This is a genomic window from Bacillus sp. LSHTCR4 (genome assembly GCF_057197025.1).
Genome location: NZ_JBXUNO010000006.1, coordinates 184,624 through 201,519, shown reverse-complemented (window position 1 = coordinate 201,519; position 16,896 = coordinate 184,624). Strand labels below are relative to the sequence as shown.

Genomic DNA, 16,896 nt, shown 5'->3' with positions numbered 1-16,896 from the left:
CTCGGTAGCTCAGTCGGTAGAGCAGAGGACTGAAAATCCTCGTGTCGGCGGTTCGATTCCGTCCCGAGCCACCATTTATCTTAATAGTATACGCCGGCTTAGCTCAATTGGTAGAGCAACTGACTTGTAATCAGTAGGTTGGGGGTTCAAGTCCTCTAGCCGGCACCATGTAAGTTTCGGAGGGGTAGCGAAGTGGCTAAACGCGGCGGACTGTAAATCCGCTCCTTCGGGTTCGGCAGTTCGAATCTGCCCCCCTCCACCATTTACATAGGGGCATAGTTTAAAGGTAGAACTGAGGTCTCCAAAACCTCCAGTGTGGGTTCGATTCCTACTGCCCCTGCCAAATATATTTACACAACATGGCGGTTGTGGCGAAGTGGTTAACGCACCGGATTGTGGCTCCGGCATTCGTGGGTTCGATTCCCATCAGTCGCCCCATTTTTATTTTAAAAATTATAAATAATCTAATGGATACTTACATATAATTAAGTAAGAATTCGATGGGCTATAGCCAAGCGGTAAGGCAACGGACTTTGACTCCGTCATGCGCTGGTTCGAATCCAGCTAGCCCAGCCATTTTTGCGGAAGTAGTTCAGTGGTAGAATACAACCTTGCCAAGGTTGGGGTCGCGGGTTCGAATCCCGTCTTCCGCTCCAGTAAAATTTTATATGGCGGCATAGCCAAGTGGTAAGGCAGAGGTCTGCAAAACCTTTATCACCGGTTCAAATCCGGTTGCCGCCTTTTCTTTTGTGCCGATGTGGCGGAATTGGCAGACGCGCACGACTCAAAATCGTGTTCCTTCGGGAGTGTCGGTTCGACCCCGACCATCGGTATCAAGAACGGCGAAAAAAACTCTATACTAGTTGTATAGAGTTTTTTTGTGTTTTCTTTTCATTACGTGATAAAATAAGCACAAAAAGTGTACGGTGAGTAAACGGCGAAACATTAAAAGGATAAAAACAAACATTCATTTTTATCCTTTTAATTGCGGTATTCTATAAAATTCCAGCAGAATATTGTATATATAATATTTCCTTCGAGCACTCTAGAGAGAACTTCTCCATCCCGGTGACATGAAGTTAAATCCGACACCACCAATAGATATTAGTACATGATCAGCTGTTAATTTCGTAATTTCTAAAAACTTCTTTTCAAACTTTTCTCTGTTGTATTTGTACATAGTTGAGTGGCACGACCACATGTGCGTTGAAGTACTCAACCAGTCTCCTAATTCCTTTAATTCAGGAAACGAATCAAATTGAATCGGTTCATCTAATTTCATGAATCTCACTTGATAGATAGTTGGGTTTAGTTTTTCTCCTATCCCTTTAAGCCCATGTGCCTTTTTCTCATTTGAATGTGTCATAATAATTCCCCCTATACTTTTTCAAATTTTTTCCTATTTTAATTATACAGCAATAGAAAGTAATAAAGGGAATATTATGGAAATCGGTATCGGCAATATAAAAAAATCTAACAGAAATGTTAGAGTCTTTTTTTGTTAAATTATACTATGTGCCTCTAAAATTCGTGATAAATGTAGGAATTCATGTATAATATAACTTGTCGAAAGAACAAAATGATAGTGATTTATATTATGTCTGTAATATGAATCAAAAATGAACTTTTTATATTTCTTTTAAAAATGTGTTGAATACACATTATATTTCATATTAATATTTTTATGTAGATTTAAAACGGGAAAGAGAGTGGAAAGTATGGGTCGTAAATGGAATAATATTAAAGATAAAAAAGCATCAAAAGATGCAAATACAAGCCGTATATACGCGAAATTTGGACGTGAAATTTATGTGGCAGCAAAACAAGGTGAGCCAGATCCAGAATCAAACCAAGCGCTTAGAGTTGTATTAGAACGTGCGAAAACATACAATGTTCCAAGAACAATTATCGATCGTGCAGTTGAAAAAGCAAAAGGTGGTTCAGAAGAAAATTATGACGAGCTTCGTTATGAAGGATTCGGACCAAATGGATCTATGGTAATTGTAGATACACTTACAAATAACGTAAACCGTACTGCAGCAGATGTACGAGCTGCATTTAGCAAAAACAGTGGTAACATGGGTGTAAACGGTTCTGTGGCTTACATGTTTGATGCGACAGCTGTTATCGGCCTTGAAGGGAAAACATCAGATGAGGTTCTTGAAATTTTAATGGAAGCAGACGTAGATGCACGTGACATTCTTGAAGAAGAAGATGCTGTTATCGTGTATGCTGAACCAGATCAATTCCATGCAGTACAATCTGCTCTTAAAGATGCGGGTGTTGAAGAATTTACAGTTGCTGAATTAACAATGCTTGCACAAAGTGATGTAACACTTCCTGAAGATGCACAAGCACAATTTGAAAAAATGGTTGATGCATTAGAAGATTTAGAAGATGTACAACAAGTTTACCACAACGTAGACTTAGGAGAATAATACGATAGAAGTCCCTGTTCGTTTAACGAATAGGGGCTTTTTTATGAATATAATTAAGGTGAGGAATTAGTAAAGGTATTTTGGTGTAGACAGGGAATATGCTTATAGGGATATATGAAATATTCATTATTTCTAGGAGGCGTAATATGGAACATAAAACACCAAAACATATCGTTGCTGTAGCAGGCTATTTAATCAACGAAAAAACTGAGGTGTTATTAGTAAAGGTACACTGGCGAGCTGATACGTGGGAGTTGCCGGGAGGACAGGTGGAAGAAGGGGAAGCACTCGATCAAGCAGTTTGTAGGGAAATGCTTGAGGAGACGGGATTAACTGTGAAGCCTATCGGAATTACAGGGGTCTATTATAATGCTTCTATGCACATTTTAGGTATTGTATTTAAAGTGGCATATGTGAGCGGTGAAATAAAAATTCAACCTGAAGAAATACAAGAGGCTAAATTTGTGGCTTTAAACGAAGAGAACATAAATGAGTATATAACGCGTCCTCATATGAAATCCAGAACGCTTGATGCGATGAGAGCAACACATTTTATTCCGTATGAAACGTGGGAAGTGCAGCCGTATAACTTAATAGGAAGATTGTAAAGAAAAGAGTAGTCGATTTGAGACACAATCAAATCACTACTCTTTTTTGTATACTGTTTAAGAAAAAGGTCAAAATAATAATAGCGTTAGTATTGATTTAAAGAACGTTTGTTCTGTATAATATATGATATATTATGTACATTTAGATTACTAGATACTCAAAATTATATATATTTGTAGATGATATAATGAAAATAGGGTGCTTTAATAGAGAAAGTATAATAGCCTTAAGATTTAATCTGCTATTGATTTAGCATAATCTATATTCAATATTTCAGATGAATAGTAGATAAAAAAGGACTGTGATACAATACTTTTTTATTCCGCTATTTGCTGGGCAGCCAGATTGGTGCAGTCTAATGAAAGTTTCAATTTATACCTTACAATGATGTAAGGTACGTGTAAGAGAAATCGATGGGATATTTTTTTACGACAAGGTATTCTTAAAGTAAGAATTATACGCTGTGTGGAAAAGAGGTGTTCAAGATGAAAGAACGAGTATTATCTAGGGTGAACTACCATCAAAAAGTTGCATTAAATCCAATGACTAAGTTTTTTTATAAAGCCATTATTTTATTATTATTGTTAAGTTTTACGTTATTATTCATTGGAAATGTAATGATCGAGCAAAGTGATATTAGTAAATTGCATGTACCAGCTAAGTTAGAGGTGCCAGAATCATTAACACATGCATTTATTGCGACAGAAGATAAAAGGTTTTATCATCATAACGGTTTAGATTATATAGCAATTGTCAGAGCGTCTGTTGAGAATATAAAAGCTGGTGGTGTTGTGCAAGGTGGAAGCACAATTACACAACAGTTATCCAAAAATGCTTTTTTAACGAATGAACGTACATTTTCTCGTAAGTGGAAAGAGATTTTCTATACGAAAAAGATTGAACGTACATTTACGAAGGATGAAATTTTAAAATTGTATGTAAGTAATATTTATTACGGAGAAGGAGCATGGGGAATTGAAAAAGCGGCAAACCTTTACTTCGGTAAAAAGGTGAGTCAATTAACGTTGGCTGAAAGTGCAATGATGGCTGCTGTAGTAAAGGCACCCGCTTATTACTCACCTGCCCAAAATTATGATAAGGCCGTAGAGAGACGGAATGTTGTTTTGAGATTAATGGAGAAAGAAGGCTATATCAATCATGATGAGTATGTGCAAGCAGTTAGTGAGAAATTAGTCATTCGTCATGATATAAAAACAGATCAATCAATGCTAAATAATGCGCGTGCAAAAGCAGTAAGCTAAGGGAAGTTCCTACATAGGAGCTTCTTTTTTTGAATAAATTGTGACAAATTGTGACACAATATCGTCACAATTGTTGTATTTTTGTAATTTATGTGAGCGTGTTCATTGCGTGACAGATGTAAGTATTGATATTATGTGTATTGTGTACAATGCTGTATACAGAATATGAATTTAAAGAGGAATGTATATGAAATCATCGAACAAACTCATGGCTCTCGGTATAGTTTTTTCCATTGCAGTATTGATTGTGATCGGAACGATTGCGTATAGCATCATAAATGACAAAAAAGATAAAGGGAATGAGATGTTTGCTTATTCCACACAACAATCTTTAGGGAAAGATGATGCTCCGGTTAAGGTAGTTGAATTTGGAGACTTCAAATGTCCTGCTTGTCGTACTTGGGATGTAACAGTATTGCCACGATTAAAAGAAGAGTATATCGACAAAGGTAAAGTGCAGTTATACTTTATTAATTTCCCATTTATCGGAAAAGACTCTGATTTAGGTGCAGCAGCTGGTGAAGCAATTTATAAACAAGATAAAGATTCATTCTGGATTTTCTATGATGAGATTTATCAAAGTCAAAAGAAAGACACGGAAGAATGGATTACAGAAGAATTACTTCTTAACATTGTGAAAGAGAAGCTTCCGAAAGTTGATATAGCACAATTTAAGAAGGATTTACACAGTAAAGAAATAAAAGAAAAAGTACGTAAAGATTCAGATCGTGCTCAAAAATTAAAAGTTCAAGGTGCTCCTTCAGTATATATAAATGGAAATCTTGCAAACCCTGATTTTGATAGTATGAAGAAGGCAATTGATAAAGAATTGAAAAAGTGATGAGGACTCTCATCACTTTTTCGACTTTTTTCGATAAAATTCTTGCTTCTGCTTTTTTTACATGCTATACTACTTTACATAAGTTATTCTAATATCTTATATTTATTTCATATTTGCGGGTGTAGTTTAGTGGTAAAACAAGAGCCTTCCAAGCTCTGGTCGAGAGTTCGATTCTCTTCACCCGCTCCAAATTTTATTAAATGTTTTTCTATAAATTGTGATCAACGCAGTGTTTCGTTTCCGAGATAAACGAGGCATTGCGTTTTTTAATGTTTGAAAAGCGTGATTGTATGCGAAAATAGAAGTAAAGAATAGTATTCCAAAAGTGAATTGCTAACCAATAAATCGTTACATAAGGGATGGGTTCATCTGAGGAGGCGATTAGGAATGGATTTTGAACAATTAAAGCAAGATGTAATTGCGTATAGTAAAACAATTGGTATAGATAAAATAGGCTTTGCTAGTGCTTCACCATTTGAGGAATTAAAGCAGCGCTTAATCCAGCAGCAACAATTAAATTATCAATCTGGATTTGAAGAGCCTGATATAGAAAAGAGAACGAACCCACAGCTTCTATTACCTGGTGCAAAATCAATTATTGCGATTGCATTAGCGTATCCTTCCAAATTAAAAAATGCACCATTAAGTAAACGCGGAGAACGCCGCGGGATTTTTTGTCGCGCCTCTTGGGGACAAGATTATCATCTCGTTTTACGAGATCGTTTGCAAAAATTAGAAGCATATTTAATCGAAAAACTTCCCGATATAGAAGTTAAGTCAATGGTTGATACGGGTGAATTAAGTGATCGAGCTGTTTCAGAGCGTGCCGGTATTGGATGGAGCGGTAAAAACTGCTCTATTATTACACCTGAATTTGGTTCGTATGTATATCTAGGAGAAATGATTACAAATGTTCCATTCCCACCAGACCAGCCGATAGAAGACCAATGCGGAAGCTGTACAAAATGTATTGATATTTGTCCTACAGGTGCTTTAATACAAGGAGGACAGTTAGATTCGAAGAAATGTATTGCATTTTTAACACAGACGAAGGGATTCCTACCGGAAGAATATCGTGACAAAATAGGAAATCGTATTTATGGATGTGATACGTGTCAGACAGTTTGTCCGAAAAATAAAGGAATGGATTTTCATAATCATCCTGAGATGGAACCAGATCCTGAGTTAGTTAAGCCGTTATTAACACCGCTTTTAACAATTAGTAATCGTGATTTTAAAGAGAAATATGGAATTATGTCTGGTTCATGGAGAGGTAAAAAACCGTTGCAACGAAATGCGATTTTAGCACTTGCACATTTTAAAGAAGCATCAGCAATTCCAGATTTAATAGGTGTTATGAAAGATGATCCAAGACCAGTACTTCGCGGAACAGCAGCGTGGGCGCTTGGGAAAATTGGTGGAGACGGCGTCGGCGAAGCTATTGAAAAAGCGATGCAACGTGAGAAAGACGAAGAGGTTCTTCATGAAATGAATCGCGGACTTGAATTGTTAGCGCAGAAAAAAGAGTAGATAATATCTCCCTTTTTCATATTGTAATATGGGAGGGAGACGAAATGGTTGTAAAAATAAATATTGAAAAGCAAGTACAACAATTTTTAGCATATATAACAGAGAAGCGAACAAATGTGGATGGTATTGCTGAAGATTTATTACAAATAGCACAGAGAAAGAGACAATTATTCCAAAAGCGTAGTGCAGATATAGTGAAAGCAACTGCGGACGTTTCTTTTATGAGGCAATTAAATAATAGCAATCATCAAGAAATTGATTATCAAATTCATTTTAAATATTTAATTAAGCATAAAGAATTATTTTATATTGAAGAGGAACAATTAAAACGAAGAGTTTGTTTAAATAATAGCCGGGTAGTAGATGATTATGCTCTTGAAGTGCCAGAAGCAGTTGGAATGAGTGAGACATTGGAGAGGGAAGTTACAAAAGAGAAATACGGTTCATATCAGTATAACCGTTTAGAGGCAGTTAAATATGCAGAGCGTTGGTGGGATGATCGAAATCCTGTATATCGTAATTTCCCTGATAATTGTACGAATTTTATTTCTCAATGTCTTCATACTGGAGAAGTACCGATGAATGGATACCCTAACATTCGTAAAGGATGGTGGCAAAGGGAGAATCAGTGGAGTTGGAGCTGGGCTGTCGCACACTCTTTTTATTGGTATTTGTCAGGTGCTACAACAGGACTTCGAGCAGAAGCTGTAGAAAGGCCTGAGGACCTTATTCTTGGTGATGTCATCGCTTATGATTTCGAGGATGATGGTAGGTGGAATCATACGACGATTGTAGTAGCAAAAGACGCAGATGGTATGCCACTTGTAAATGCACATTCAGCGAATAGTCGTCGGCGTTATTGGAACTATGAAGATTCTAGTAAATATACACCACAAATGAAATATAAGTTCTTTCATATTATTAATGGGTAGAGATTTTTCGCTCAAGTGGTATAATACGTAGTAGACAAAAAACAGAGGTGAATATCGCGTGGGAGTACATGTTGTTTTATATCAACCAGAAATTCCAGCAAATACAGGGAATATTGCTCGTACTTGTGCAGCAACTGGAACAGAATTACATTTGATTAGACCGCTTGGATTTTCAACGGATGATAAAATGTTAAAACGTGCAGGATTAGATTATTGGCAGCACGTGAAAATTACGTATTATGATTCAATTGAAGAATTTTATGAGAAAAATAAAGATGGTGAATTCTTCTATTTAACAAAGTATGGCGAGAAGGCTCATACAGCGTTTGATTATAGTAAACGTGAGAAGGATTACTATTTTGTATTTGGAAGAGAAACAAACGGCTTACCAGCTAATGTAATCGAAGAAAACTTCGATCATTGTTTACGTATTCCAATGACTGATAAAGTGCGCTCATTAAATTTATCTAATACAGCAGCTATTTTAATTTATGAAGCGTTCCGTCAACAAAATTATCCAGGATTAGATTTAGAAATTGTTTATTAAAAGTCGCCATATGGCGACTTTTTTTCTAAAAATAAAAATAAATATGTGATCATACATTTAAAAAAGGGTACATATTCATATAGAATGGGGATATATGAATAAAAATAGATTAGACAGGTTGAGATAAATATGAAGGAACGATATAGTAATCAAAATACCTTTTTAAGTATGATAGATATGGATTTAATAAGAAGAGGATTATTACATGCTATTCAAGATTTAGTATTTATTGTGAAAGTTATTGATGATGAAACCTTTAAATATATTTATGTAAATAAATTAGGTATGGATTATGCGAAGCTAAGTGAAGAATGTTATGGAAAAACTTTTGCAGAAGTATTACCGGAAGATACGGCGGAAATATTGCAAGTGCAATATGCAAAAGTAGCGAGAGAAGCGAAAGCACATATCTTTTGTGATGTAGTTAGTTTACCAAAAGGTGAGCTACATTATGAATCTTTACTTAATCCTGTATTTGACGAAGAAGGAGTATGTCAGTTTATTATTTGTATTACGAGGGATATTACAGCTCAAATAGAGGAGAAGATTGAGATAGAGGAAAAACAAATGCTGTTTAAGTCATTACTAGAATATAATAATGACTCCATTATATCTATAGATTCTATAGGAAGAATTACATATGCAAATCCAGCAACGTATGAAATATTTGGATACCGATATGAAGAATTAAACAATAAATTTATTTTTGAATTTATTAATAAAGAATATAAAAAAGATTTTCAAATTATATTTAAGAGATCCATGCAAGGAAAGGCAAAGCAAATTGTTTCAAAGAAATATGTTCATAAAGAAGGGTACGAGCTCTATATTTCTTTGAGAACTATTCCTATTATTGTAAATGGTGAAATTATTGGGGTATATATTGTTACGAGGGATGTTACAAGACAAGTATTAAATGAAATGCGAACAGAATATTTAGCTTATTATGATCAGTTAACAGGATTAATGAATAGAATTTCATGTGCAAATAAGTTAAATGATTTTTTAAATGAGAAGATAGATTTTGCGTTTATCTTTATAGATTTAGATGAATTTCACCTTATTAATGATACGTTTGGTCATAAAGAAGGAGATAAAGTATTACAAAAAGTTACAGAATGTTTAAGCAGTTTTCAAATACCTGGTATGCACTTATTTAGAGAACACGATGATCAATTTGTTATGTTAATAGAAAACATAACGAAAGAACGTGTAGAAGTAGTTGCAAAAAGCATACAAAAAAAGATTAGTGAACATTTTGTAATCGAAGAAGAGGACGTGTATTTAAGTGCGTCAATCGGAATTGTAATGGCTCCAAGAGATGGAGAAGATGAAAAAATATTATTCCAAAGAGTTGATGCTGCTTTGGAAAAAGCAAAGGATAAAGGAAAAGGGCATTATCATTTTTATTGCAGTGGATTAGATAGTGAACGTGAACAAAGATTTATAATAGAAAACCAATTACATCGTGCTATAGAAAAAAATGAATTCTTCTTACATTATCAGCCGCAAATTAATATTGAAACGAAAAAAATAGCTAGTATGGAGGCTTTAATAAGGTGGGAGAATAAAGAATTAGGATTTGTCCCTCCCAATCAATTTATTCCGCTAGCAGAAAGAACAGGATTTATTATTAAGCTTGATGAATGGGTAGTAAATGAAGTATGTCGGCAAATACGTGAATGGTTAAATAAAGGATATGAAGTTGTTCCGATTGCAGTTAATATTTCAGCTAGGCATTTTCGCTCTATTACATTAATAGAGATGATTACACGAGCTTTACATAAGTACAATGTACCAGCTCATTTATTAGCGATAGAGGTTACAGAAGGAGCACTTATACATAAAGATATATCGAAAAGAGTATTGCTACAATTAAAAGAACAAAATTTAAAGATTCATTTAGATGATTTTGGGACAGGATATTCATCTTTAAGTTATTTAAAAACGTACCCAATTGATACCTTGAAAATTGATCGTTCTTTTATGGAAGGTATACATGTAGATGAACGCGATACGAATATTACGGCTGCAATTATTCATTTAGCTCATACTTTGGAATTGAATGTAATTGCAGAAGGAGTAGAAAAAGCGGAACAAATACAATTTTTGAAGGAAAAGAATGTGAAGTTTGTACAGGGTTATTACTATAGCCGACCACTATCCAAATATGATATGGAAAATATGTATTATAAATAATGCATAAAAAAATGATGTGCTAAAAGCACATCATTTTTTATGCGTACCGGGTTTATCATTGTAACCAGATGTAAAAATAGCGGTAAGAAATGTGAGTGATACACCTAAAATTAATAATAATTTCATACTAATATCCCTCCTGTTTTTTCAGTTTACGAATTTGAAATGTATGTAAGGTTCTTGGAAGAAAAGAATTTATTTAAAATGAATAGCGGTGTAAAAACTTTAATACCTATATTATACAGAATTTTCTTTGAATTTTGGAGAGAATTTTATAGCACTACTGTATATTTCATTTTGATTTAAAGAATGTTTGAGGACATCCTAGCATACCTTTTATAATAATCCGATTGAACAAGGAGATGGGGGAGGAGCTATAATGGATATTCTAAAAAAAATTGAACAGCATCGAGAAGCAGAAGAACGCTTACAATGGGAAGGTACGTTTGCGGAGTATTTGGAGCTTGTGAAGGAAAGACCATGGGTGGCTCAAACAGCACACTCTCGCATTTACAATATGATAAAAGATGCTGGAATTGAAGAAGTAGATGGTAGAAGAAAGTATAACTTCTTTAGTAATCAGTTATTTGGTTTAGAGGATGCTTTAGAACGTCTTGTAGAGGAATATTTTCATCCGTCTGCAAAACGATTAGATGTTAGAAAACGTATTTTATTATTAATGGGTCCTGTTAGTGGAGGGAAATCAACATTAGTTACGATGTTGAAACGAGGATTAGAAACATATTCAAGAACAGATCGCGGAGCAATTTTTGCCATTAAAGGATGCCCAATGCATGAGGATCCACTTCATTTAATTCCGCACCATTTACGGGATGATTTCTTTGATGAGTATGGAGTTAGAATTGAAGGGAATTTATCACCACTCAACGTTATGCGTCTAGAACAAGAATATGGTTCACGAATTGAGGATGTAGTTGTAGAGCGTATTTTCTTCTCGGAAGATCGCCGTACAGGGATTGGTACATTTAGCCCGTCTGATCCTAAATCACAAGATATTGCCGATTTAACAGGTAGCCTGGACTTTTCCACAATCGCAGAATATGGTTCAGAATCAGATCCACGAGCGTATCGCTTCGATGGAGAATTAAATAAGGCAAACCGTGGAATGATGGAGTTCCAAGAGATGTTAAAATGCGACGAGAAGTTCTTATGGCATTTATTATCGCTTACGCAAGAAGGGAATTTCAAAGCGGGAAGATTTGCGCTTATTTCAGCAGATGAATTAATTGTAGCGCATACGAATGAAACGGAGTATCGTTCTTTTATTGCAAATAAGAAAAATGAAGCATTACATTCACGTATTATCGTAATGCCGGTCCCATACAATTTAAGGGTTAGTGAAGAAGAACATATTTATGAAAAAATGATTCGTGAAAGTGATGTGTCCAATGTTCACATTGCACCACACACACTTCGAGTTGCAGCAATGTTTACGATTTTAACTCGTTTAAAAGATCCGAAGCGTCCAGATATTGATTTAATTAAAAAGATGCGTTTGTATGATGGAGAAACAGTAGAAGGTTATAATGCGATTGACGTAGAGGAGCTGCAACGCGAATATCAAGATGAAGGTATGAAAGGTATTGATCCTCGTTACGTTATTAATCGAATTTCTTCTACAATTATTCGAAAAGAGGTACCATCTATTAATGCATTAGATGTACTTCGCTCTTTAAAAGATGGATTAGATCAGCATCCATCGATTAGTAATGAAGACCGAGAGCGTTATATGAATTTCATCTCATTAGCGAGAAAAGAATATGATGAGATTGCGAAGAAAGAAGTACAAAAAGCATTCGTGTATTCATATGAAGAATCAGCGAAGACACTTATGGATAATTACTTAGATAACGTTGAGGCCTACTGCAATAAGTCAAAATTACGTGATCCGTTAACAGGGGAAGAAATGAGTCCAGATGAAAAATTAATGCGCTCGATTGAGGAGCAAATTGGAATCTCAGAAAATGCTAAAAAAGCATTCCGAGAAGAAATATTAATTCGCATCTCTGCTTATGCACGTAAAGGAAAACGTTTCGATTATAATTCGCACGAACGTCTTCGTGAAGCAATCCAGAAGAAGCTATTTGCTGATTTAAAAGATATAGTGAAAATTACAACATCAACGAAAACACCAGACGAAAATCAGCTGAAGAAAATCAATGACGTTGTTGCACGTTTAATTGATGAGCACGGCTATAATTCTTCTTCAGCAAATGAATTATTACGCTATGTAGGTAGCCTGCTAAACCGATAGTTTGATAACAAAACGCTGTCTCTTGTATTTTGCGGGACAGCGTTTTATTATCCGTTCATATGTGTAAAGTGTCATACCTTGTCCAAATATAATAAATTAAGATGCAATTTCATGAATTTATTGTCAATTATTTTTACAATATGCATATGATAGAGTAACCAACCATTCATAGGAAAAAAGCCAACACAATACAATATGTTGCAAAGTGTAAATGTGTGCAACTATGCATTGTGTTTCTTTCTTATCAACGGCTGAATGTTTCTTTCTAGTATGTGAGTGGAAAAATTTTGTTTAGGATGCTCGGAGTATTATATGAAAAACGTTATATATGTTTATGGGATGATTTTTGATGGGCAGTTACCTTTCATTCTAGCTTGCACAGTATAAAACAAACTTTCTAGCTTGCTGTTCATATAGGAAGACAATTACAGTAAGGAGGGAAAGAAATGGGTGAAGAAAACCAACCAAATTATACGATCTCACAGGAAAACTGGTCCCTCCATCGCAAAGGATATGACGACCAACAACGCCATCAAGAGAAAGTACAAGAGGCAATTAAGAATAATTTACCCGATCTTGTAACAGAAGAAAGCATTGTTATGTCTAATGGTAAGGATGTTGTAAAAATACCGATTCGTTCTTTAGATGAATATAAGATTAGGTACAATTATGATAAAAACAAACATGTTGGGCAAGGAAATGGTGACAGCAAAGTTGGTGATGTCGTTGCGAGAGATGGATCAGGTGGTCAAAAGCAAAAAGGACCAGGAAAAGGGCAAGGAGCAGGGGATGCGGCTGGAGAAGATTATTATGAAGCTGAAGTCTCTATTTTGGAATTAGAGCAAGCATTTTTCAAAGAATTAGAATTACCTAATTTAAAGAGAAAAGAAATGGATGAAAACCGGATTGAACATGTTGAATTTAATGATATTAGAAAAACAGGATTATGGGGCAACATCGATAAGAAAAGAACGATGATATCCGCATATAAACGAAATGCGATGCGTGGTAAAGCATCTTTCCATCCAATTCATCAAGAAGACTTAAAATTCCGCACTTGGAATGAAGTATTAAAGCCAGATTCAAAAGCTGTTGTATTAGCGATGATGGATACGAGTGGATCGATGGGAATATGGGAGAAATATATGGCGCGTAGCTTCTTTTTCTGGATGACGAGATTTCTACGCACAAAGTATGAAACAGTAGATATTGAATTTATTGCCCATCATACGGAGGCAAAAGTAGTTCCAGAGGAAGAGTTTTTCTCAAAAGGAGAAAGTGGCGGAACAATTTGTTCTTCTGTATACAAAAAAGCACTTGAGCTAATCGATAATAAATATTCACCAGACCGCTATAATATTTATCCATTCCATTTTTCAGACGGTGATAATTTAACATCAGATAATGCTAGATGTGTAAAACTTGTTGAAGAATTAATGAAGAAGTGTAATATGTTTGGGTATGGGGAAGTGAATCAGTACAACCGCCATAGTACACTTATGTCAGCCTATAAAAATATTAAAGATGAGAATTTCAGATATTATATTTTAAAGCAAAAAGCAGACGTATTTCATGCGATGAAAAGCTTTTTTAGAGAAGAATCAGGTGAAAAAATGGCATAACCTCTTTTAAAGAGGTTCTTTTTTTGTAAACTTTTTATTTTTTTAGTTGACAATGATAATGAAAATCATTATCATTTACTCGGGATATAGTTATATTTAGATTTGTATATTTTGGAGGAGATGTAAGGTTGAAACAAAATAAAAGAAAACGTATAAATGCAATGATTATAGCGGCGACGTTATCACTTCCGTTTGCTGTTTATTCAACACCTGCTTTAGCAGCAGTGGCAATTGAGGCGAATAAAACGGGACAAGGTTTAGAAGATGGTACATATGAAGCTGTTATTAAGGCGTATAAAGATAAAACGAATGAAGAATCTATGGCAGCTGTGTATATAAAAAATCCGAAATTAACAATTGAGAATGGAAAGAAAATTGTAACAGCAACGTTAAGTGATAGTGATTTCTTTCAATACTTGAAAACAGAGGATATTCATACTCCAGGTGTGTTTCATGATGTGAAAGTAATATCAGAAGATAAAAAGAAAAATGGGACAAAAGTAATTCAGTTTGAAGTAGGGGAATTAGGAAAAAGGTATAATATGCAAATGCATATTTATATTCCGACAATGTTTTACGATAATAAATACCAAGTGCAGTTTGAAGTGAATGCTTTAAATTTAGAAAATAATGTTCCAAAAGAACAAAAGGAAAATAAAGAGGAAAAAGTGGAACAACAAGATGAAAGTGGAAATGTAATATTAGATAAGCAATTACAAAAATATATTAATAAATATAACTTAGATAGAGATAATGTAGATGCGCCAATCACAAAGAAAGATTTATTACAAATTAAAATATTATCCATTTATTCAGGTAAAGGAATAAGAGAAATAACTGGTTTAGAGTATATGACAAATTTAGAGAAGTTGACGTTACGAGAGTCTAATGTAAAAGACATATCAGCCATCTCGAAATTGAGAGGTTTGAAGTACGTTGATTTAACGTCTAATTCAATTGAAAGTATTCACCCAATTGAGCAGTTAGAGAATATTAATATGCTTTTTTTAAGAGATAATAAAATTTCTGATCTTACACCATTAAGTAAAATGAAAAAAATTAAAACATTAGATTTAATCGGTAATAACATTAAAGATATCCAGCCATTATTTACATTATCAACTATGAAACAATTATACTTAGCAAATAATCAAATCAGTGATCTTACGGGAATTGATCGATTAAATAATGTGAAATTATTATGGATAGGGAACAATAAAATTAATAATGTTGAACCTATTAGTAAAATAAGTAACCTTATTGAACTAGAAATTTCTGATAGTGAAATAAAAGATATATCACCATTATCTCAATTAGGAAATTTACAAGTGCTGAATTTAGAAGAGAATTATATCTCTGATATATCGCCGTTGAGTACCTTAACAAATTTATACAAGATAAATCTTGGAGCAAATGAGATTTCTGACGTAAGGCCTGTTGAAGAATTAGGTAAGCGAATTTCAATTGACATTCAAAGACAAAAAATCTTTTTAAATGAAGCAAGCGTAGATGAAGAAATAAAAATCCCAGTATACAACCTTAAAGGAGAGCCACTTCAAAATATTAATTTACAAAGTGAGGGGGCTACTCTGAATAACGGATTTATAAAATGGAATAGTCCTGGAGAAAAAATATACGAATTTAAACTAGATACTAATTCTACTGAAAGTAAAATAAGATTTAATGGTACGGTTATACAGAATATAGTTGAAAAACAAAAAGAAATTGCAAATGTAATTCTCGATAAAACTTTACAACAACATATTAATAAAGAGAATTTGGGTAGAGAGAATTTAAACGCTCCTATCACCAAAGAAGATTTATTACAGATTAAAAAATTAGAGATACTTAAAGAAAAAGGAAATGAGATAAAAGATATTGCAGGTTTAGAGTATATGACGAACTTAGAAAAACTCACTTTAGAAGGAGTAGGTTTGAAAAATATTGAGTTCATCTCAAACTTGAAACAATTGAATAATGTGAATGTATCTCATAATCAAATTGAAGATATAACACCGTTATCTTCATTGGAAAATTTACAATGGTTAAACCTTACAGATAATCGTATTAAAGATGTGTCGGTTCTTGGATCAATGTTAGACCTACTTAGCTTAAAATTAGCTGAAAATGAGATTCGTGATGTAAGGCCGTTAATACAATTAGGTCAGTGGGGAACAATTGATGTTAGAAGGCAAAAAGTCATTTTGGATGATGCAGAAATAAATAAAGAAGTGATAATTCCTGTATATGATTTAGAAGGAGAGCCAATTGAAAAGATTACACTAAAGAGTGAAGGTGGAACACTTACTGATGAGGGAATTATTTGGAGTACTCTAGGGGAAAAAATATATGAATTTGATTTAGATGCAGATCATTATGAGACTGGCATATTATATAGTGGCATTGTCGTGCAGAATATAGTAGAAAAATTAATACCGAAAGAAGAAGTAAAAGAGCCAACAAAAGAAGTTGAAGAAGAGAAAGAGGAAGTGGATGAGCCAACAAAAGAAGTTGAAGAAGAGAAAGAGGAAGTAAAAGAATCAACAAAAGAAGTTGAAGAGGTAAAAGAGGAAGTAAAAGAATCAACAAAAGAAGTTGAAGAGGTAAAAGAGGAAGTAAAAGAATCAACAAAAGAAGTTGA

The 16,896-nt window shown here is 34.2% G+C and carries 12 protein-coding genes and 9 tRNA genes; 20 read left to right on the top strand and 1 reads right to left on the bottom strand.

The window, feature by feature from the left end; all coding sequences use genetic code 11:
* Positions 1-92 precede the first annotated feature (92 nt).
* The 8 genes from AC2CGR_RS25755 (at position 93) to AC2CGR_RS25720 (ending at position 833) form a co-directional block, all read left to right on the top strand.
* A tRNA-Thr gene (locus tag AC2CGR_RS25755) sits at positions 93-168 on the top strand.
* A gap of 10 nt (positions 169-178) precedes the next feature.
* Positions 179-262 (top strand) — tRNA-Tyr (locus tag AC2CGR_RS25750).
* Between the two features lie 7 nt (positions 263-269).
* Positions 270-343: transfer RNA gene (locus tag AC2CGR_RS25745), tRNA-Trp, on the top strand.
* Between the two features lie 19 nt (positions 344-362).
* Positions 363-438, top strand: a tRNA-His gene (locus tag AC2CGR_RS25740).
* A 63-nt stretch (positions 439-501) separates the two neighbouring features.
* Positions 502-576 (top strand) — tRNA-Gln (locus AC2CGR_RS25735).
* 5 nt (positions 577-581) lie between these two features.
* Positions 582-656 (top strand) — tRNA-Gly (locus AC2CGR_RS25730).
* Positions 657-670: 14 nt separating this feature from the next.
* A tRNA-Cys gene (locus AC2CGR_RS25725) sits at positions 671-741 on the top strand.
* Between the two features lie 10 nt (positions 742-751).
* Positions 752-833: transfer RNA gene (locus AC2CGR_RS25720), tRNA-Leu, on the top strand.
* Between the two features lie 212 nt (positions 834-1,045).
* Here AC2CGR_RS25720 and AC2CGR_RS25715 read toward each other — a convergent pair.
* Positions 1,046-1,366, bottom strand: a complete 321-nt coding sequence (locus AC2CGR_RS25715; RefSeq protein ID WP_087967154.1) for a DUF3884 family protein — start codon at positions 1,364-1,366, stop codon at positions 1,046-1,048.
* A 352-nt stretch (positions 1,367-1,718) separates the two neighbouring features.
* On the opposite strand from AC2CGR_RS25715, the gene AC2CGR_RS25710 reads away from it, so the two are divergent.
* From AC2CGR_RS25710 to AC2CGR_RS25655, 12 genes are all read left to right on the top strand, one after another.
* Positions 1,719-2,438, top strand: coding sequence for a YebC/PmpR family DNA-binding transcriptional regulator (locus AC2CGR_RS25710; RefSeq protein ID WP_001974580.1), 720 nt, complete (start codon positions 1,719-1,721; stop codon positions 2,436-2,438).
* Between the two features lie 146 nt (positions 2,439-2,584).
* On the top strand, positions 2,585-3,046 hold the full coding sequence (locus AC2CGR_RS25705; RefSeq protein ID WP_087967152.1) for an NUDIX hydrolase: 462 nt from the start codon (positions 2,585-2,587) through the stop codon (positions 3,044-3,046).
* Between the two features lie 486 nt (positions 3,047-3,532).
* On the top strand, positions 3,533-4,309 hold the full coding sequence (locus tag AC2CGR_RS25700) for a transglycosylase domain-containing protein (RefSeq protein WP_000664708.1): 777 nt from the start codon (positions 3,533-3,535) through the stop codon (positions 4,307-4,309).
* A 187-nt stretch (positions 4,310-4,496) separates the two neighbouring features.
* A complete protein-coding gene (locus AC2CGR_RS25695; RefSeq protein WP_001974588.1) occupies positions 4,497-5,150 on the top strand; it encodes a DsbA family protein in 654 nt (217 codons plus the stop codon).
* 115 nt (positions 5,151-5,265) lie between these two features.
* Positions 5,266-5,339: transfer RNA gene (locus AC2CGR_RS25690), tRNA-Gly, on the top strand.
* A gap of 198 nt (positions 5,340-5,537) precedes the next feature.
* Positions 5,538-6,680 (top strand): tRNA epoxyqueuosine(34) reductase QueG, encoded by a 1,143-nt coding sequence (gene queG / locus AC2CGR_RS25685; RefSeq protein ID WP_000345218.1) that lies wholly within the window; start codon positions 5,538-5,540, stop codon positions 6,678-6,680.
* 44 nt (positions 6,681-6,724) lie between these two features.
* The gene (locus AC2CGR_RS25680; protein WP_000260546.1) at positions 6,725-7,612 is read left to right on the top strand and encodes an amidase domain-containing protein; all 888 of its coding nucleotides are present in this window, start codon (positions 6,725-6,727) and stop codon (positions 7,610-7,612) included.
* 58 nt (positions 7,613-7,670) lie between these two features.
* Positions 7,671-8,159: a tRNA (uridine(34)/cytosine(34)/5-carboxymethylaminomethyluridine(34)-2'-O)-methyltransferase TrmL gene (gene trmL / locus AC2CGR_RS25675; protein WP_000538147.1), complete on the top strand. Its 489-nt coding sequence runs from the start codon at positions 7,671-7,673 to the stop codon at positions 8,157-8,159.
* 129 nt (positions 8,160-8,288) lie between these two features.
* Complete coding sequence (locus AC2CGR_RS25670; protein WP_131101351.1) at positions 8,289-10,358, top strand: sensor domain-containing protein; 2,070 nt, start codon at positions 8,289-8,291, stop codon at positions 10,356-10,358.
* A 379-nt stretch (positions 10,359-10,737) separates the two neighbouring features.
* Positions 10,738-12,633 (top strand): PrkA family serine protein kinase, encoded by a 1,896-nt coding sequence (locus AC2CGR_RS25665; RefSeq protein WP_000353281.1) that lies wholly within the window; start codon positions 10,738-10,740, stop codon positions 12,631-12,633.
* Positions 12,634-13,079: 446 nt separating this feature from the next.
* On the top strand, positions 13,080-14,255 hold the full coding sequence (gene yhbH, locus AC2CGR_RS25660) for a sporulation protein YhbH (protein ID WP_000503513.1): 1,176 nt from the start codon (positions 13,080-13,082) through the stop codon (positions 14,253-14,255).
* Positions 14,256-14,383: 128 nt separating this feature from the next.
* Positions 14,384-16,896 (top strand): leucine-rich repeat domain-containing protein (locus AC2CGR_RS25655; protein ID WP_484481330.1); only part of this gene is annotated, 2,513 nt, incomplete at its 3' end.

Coding starts and splice junctions, on each gene's coding strand:
- AC2CGR_RS25715 (WP_087967154.1), bottom strand. CDS start 1,366: ATGACACATTCAAATGAGAAAAAGGCACATGGGCTTAAAGGGATAGGA.
- AC2CGR_RS25710 (WP_001974580.1), top strand. CDS start 1,719: ATGGGTCGTAAATGGAATAATATTAAAGATAAAAAAGCATCAAAAGAT.
- AC2CGR_RS25705 (WP_087967152.1), top strand. CDS start 2,585: ATGGAACATAAAACACCAAAACATATCGTTGCTGTAGCAGGCTATTTA.
- AC2CGR_RS25700 (WP_000664708.1), top strand. CDS start 3,533: ATGAAAGAACGAGTATTATCTAGGGTGAACTACCATCAAAAAGTTGCA.
- AC2CGR_RS25695 (WP_001974588.1), top strand. CDS start 4,497: ATGAAATCATCGAACAAACTCATGGCTCTCGGTATAGTTTTTTCCATT.
- queG (WP_000345218.1), top strand. CDS start 5,538: ATGGATTTTGAACAATTAAAGCAAGATGTAATTGCGTATAGTAAAACA.
- AC2CGR_RS25680 (WP_000260546.1), top strand. CDS start 6,725: ATGGTTGTAAAAATAAATATTGAAAAGCAAGTACAACAATTTTTAGCA.
- AC2CGR_RS25670 (WP_131101351.1), top strand. CDS start 8,289: ATGAAGGAACGATATAGTAATCAAAATACCTTTTTAAGTATGATAGAT.
- AC2CGR_RS25665 (WP_000353281.1), top strand. CDS start 10,738: ATGGATATTCTAAAAAAAATTGAACAGCATCGAGAAGCAGAAGAACGC.
- yhbH (WP_000503513.1), top strand. CDS start 13,080: ATGGGTGAAGAAAACCAACCAAATTATACGATCTCACAGGAAAACTGG.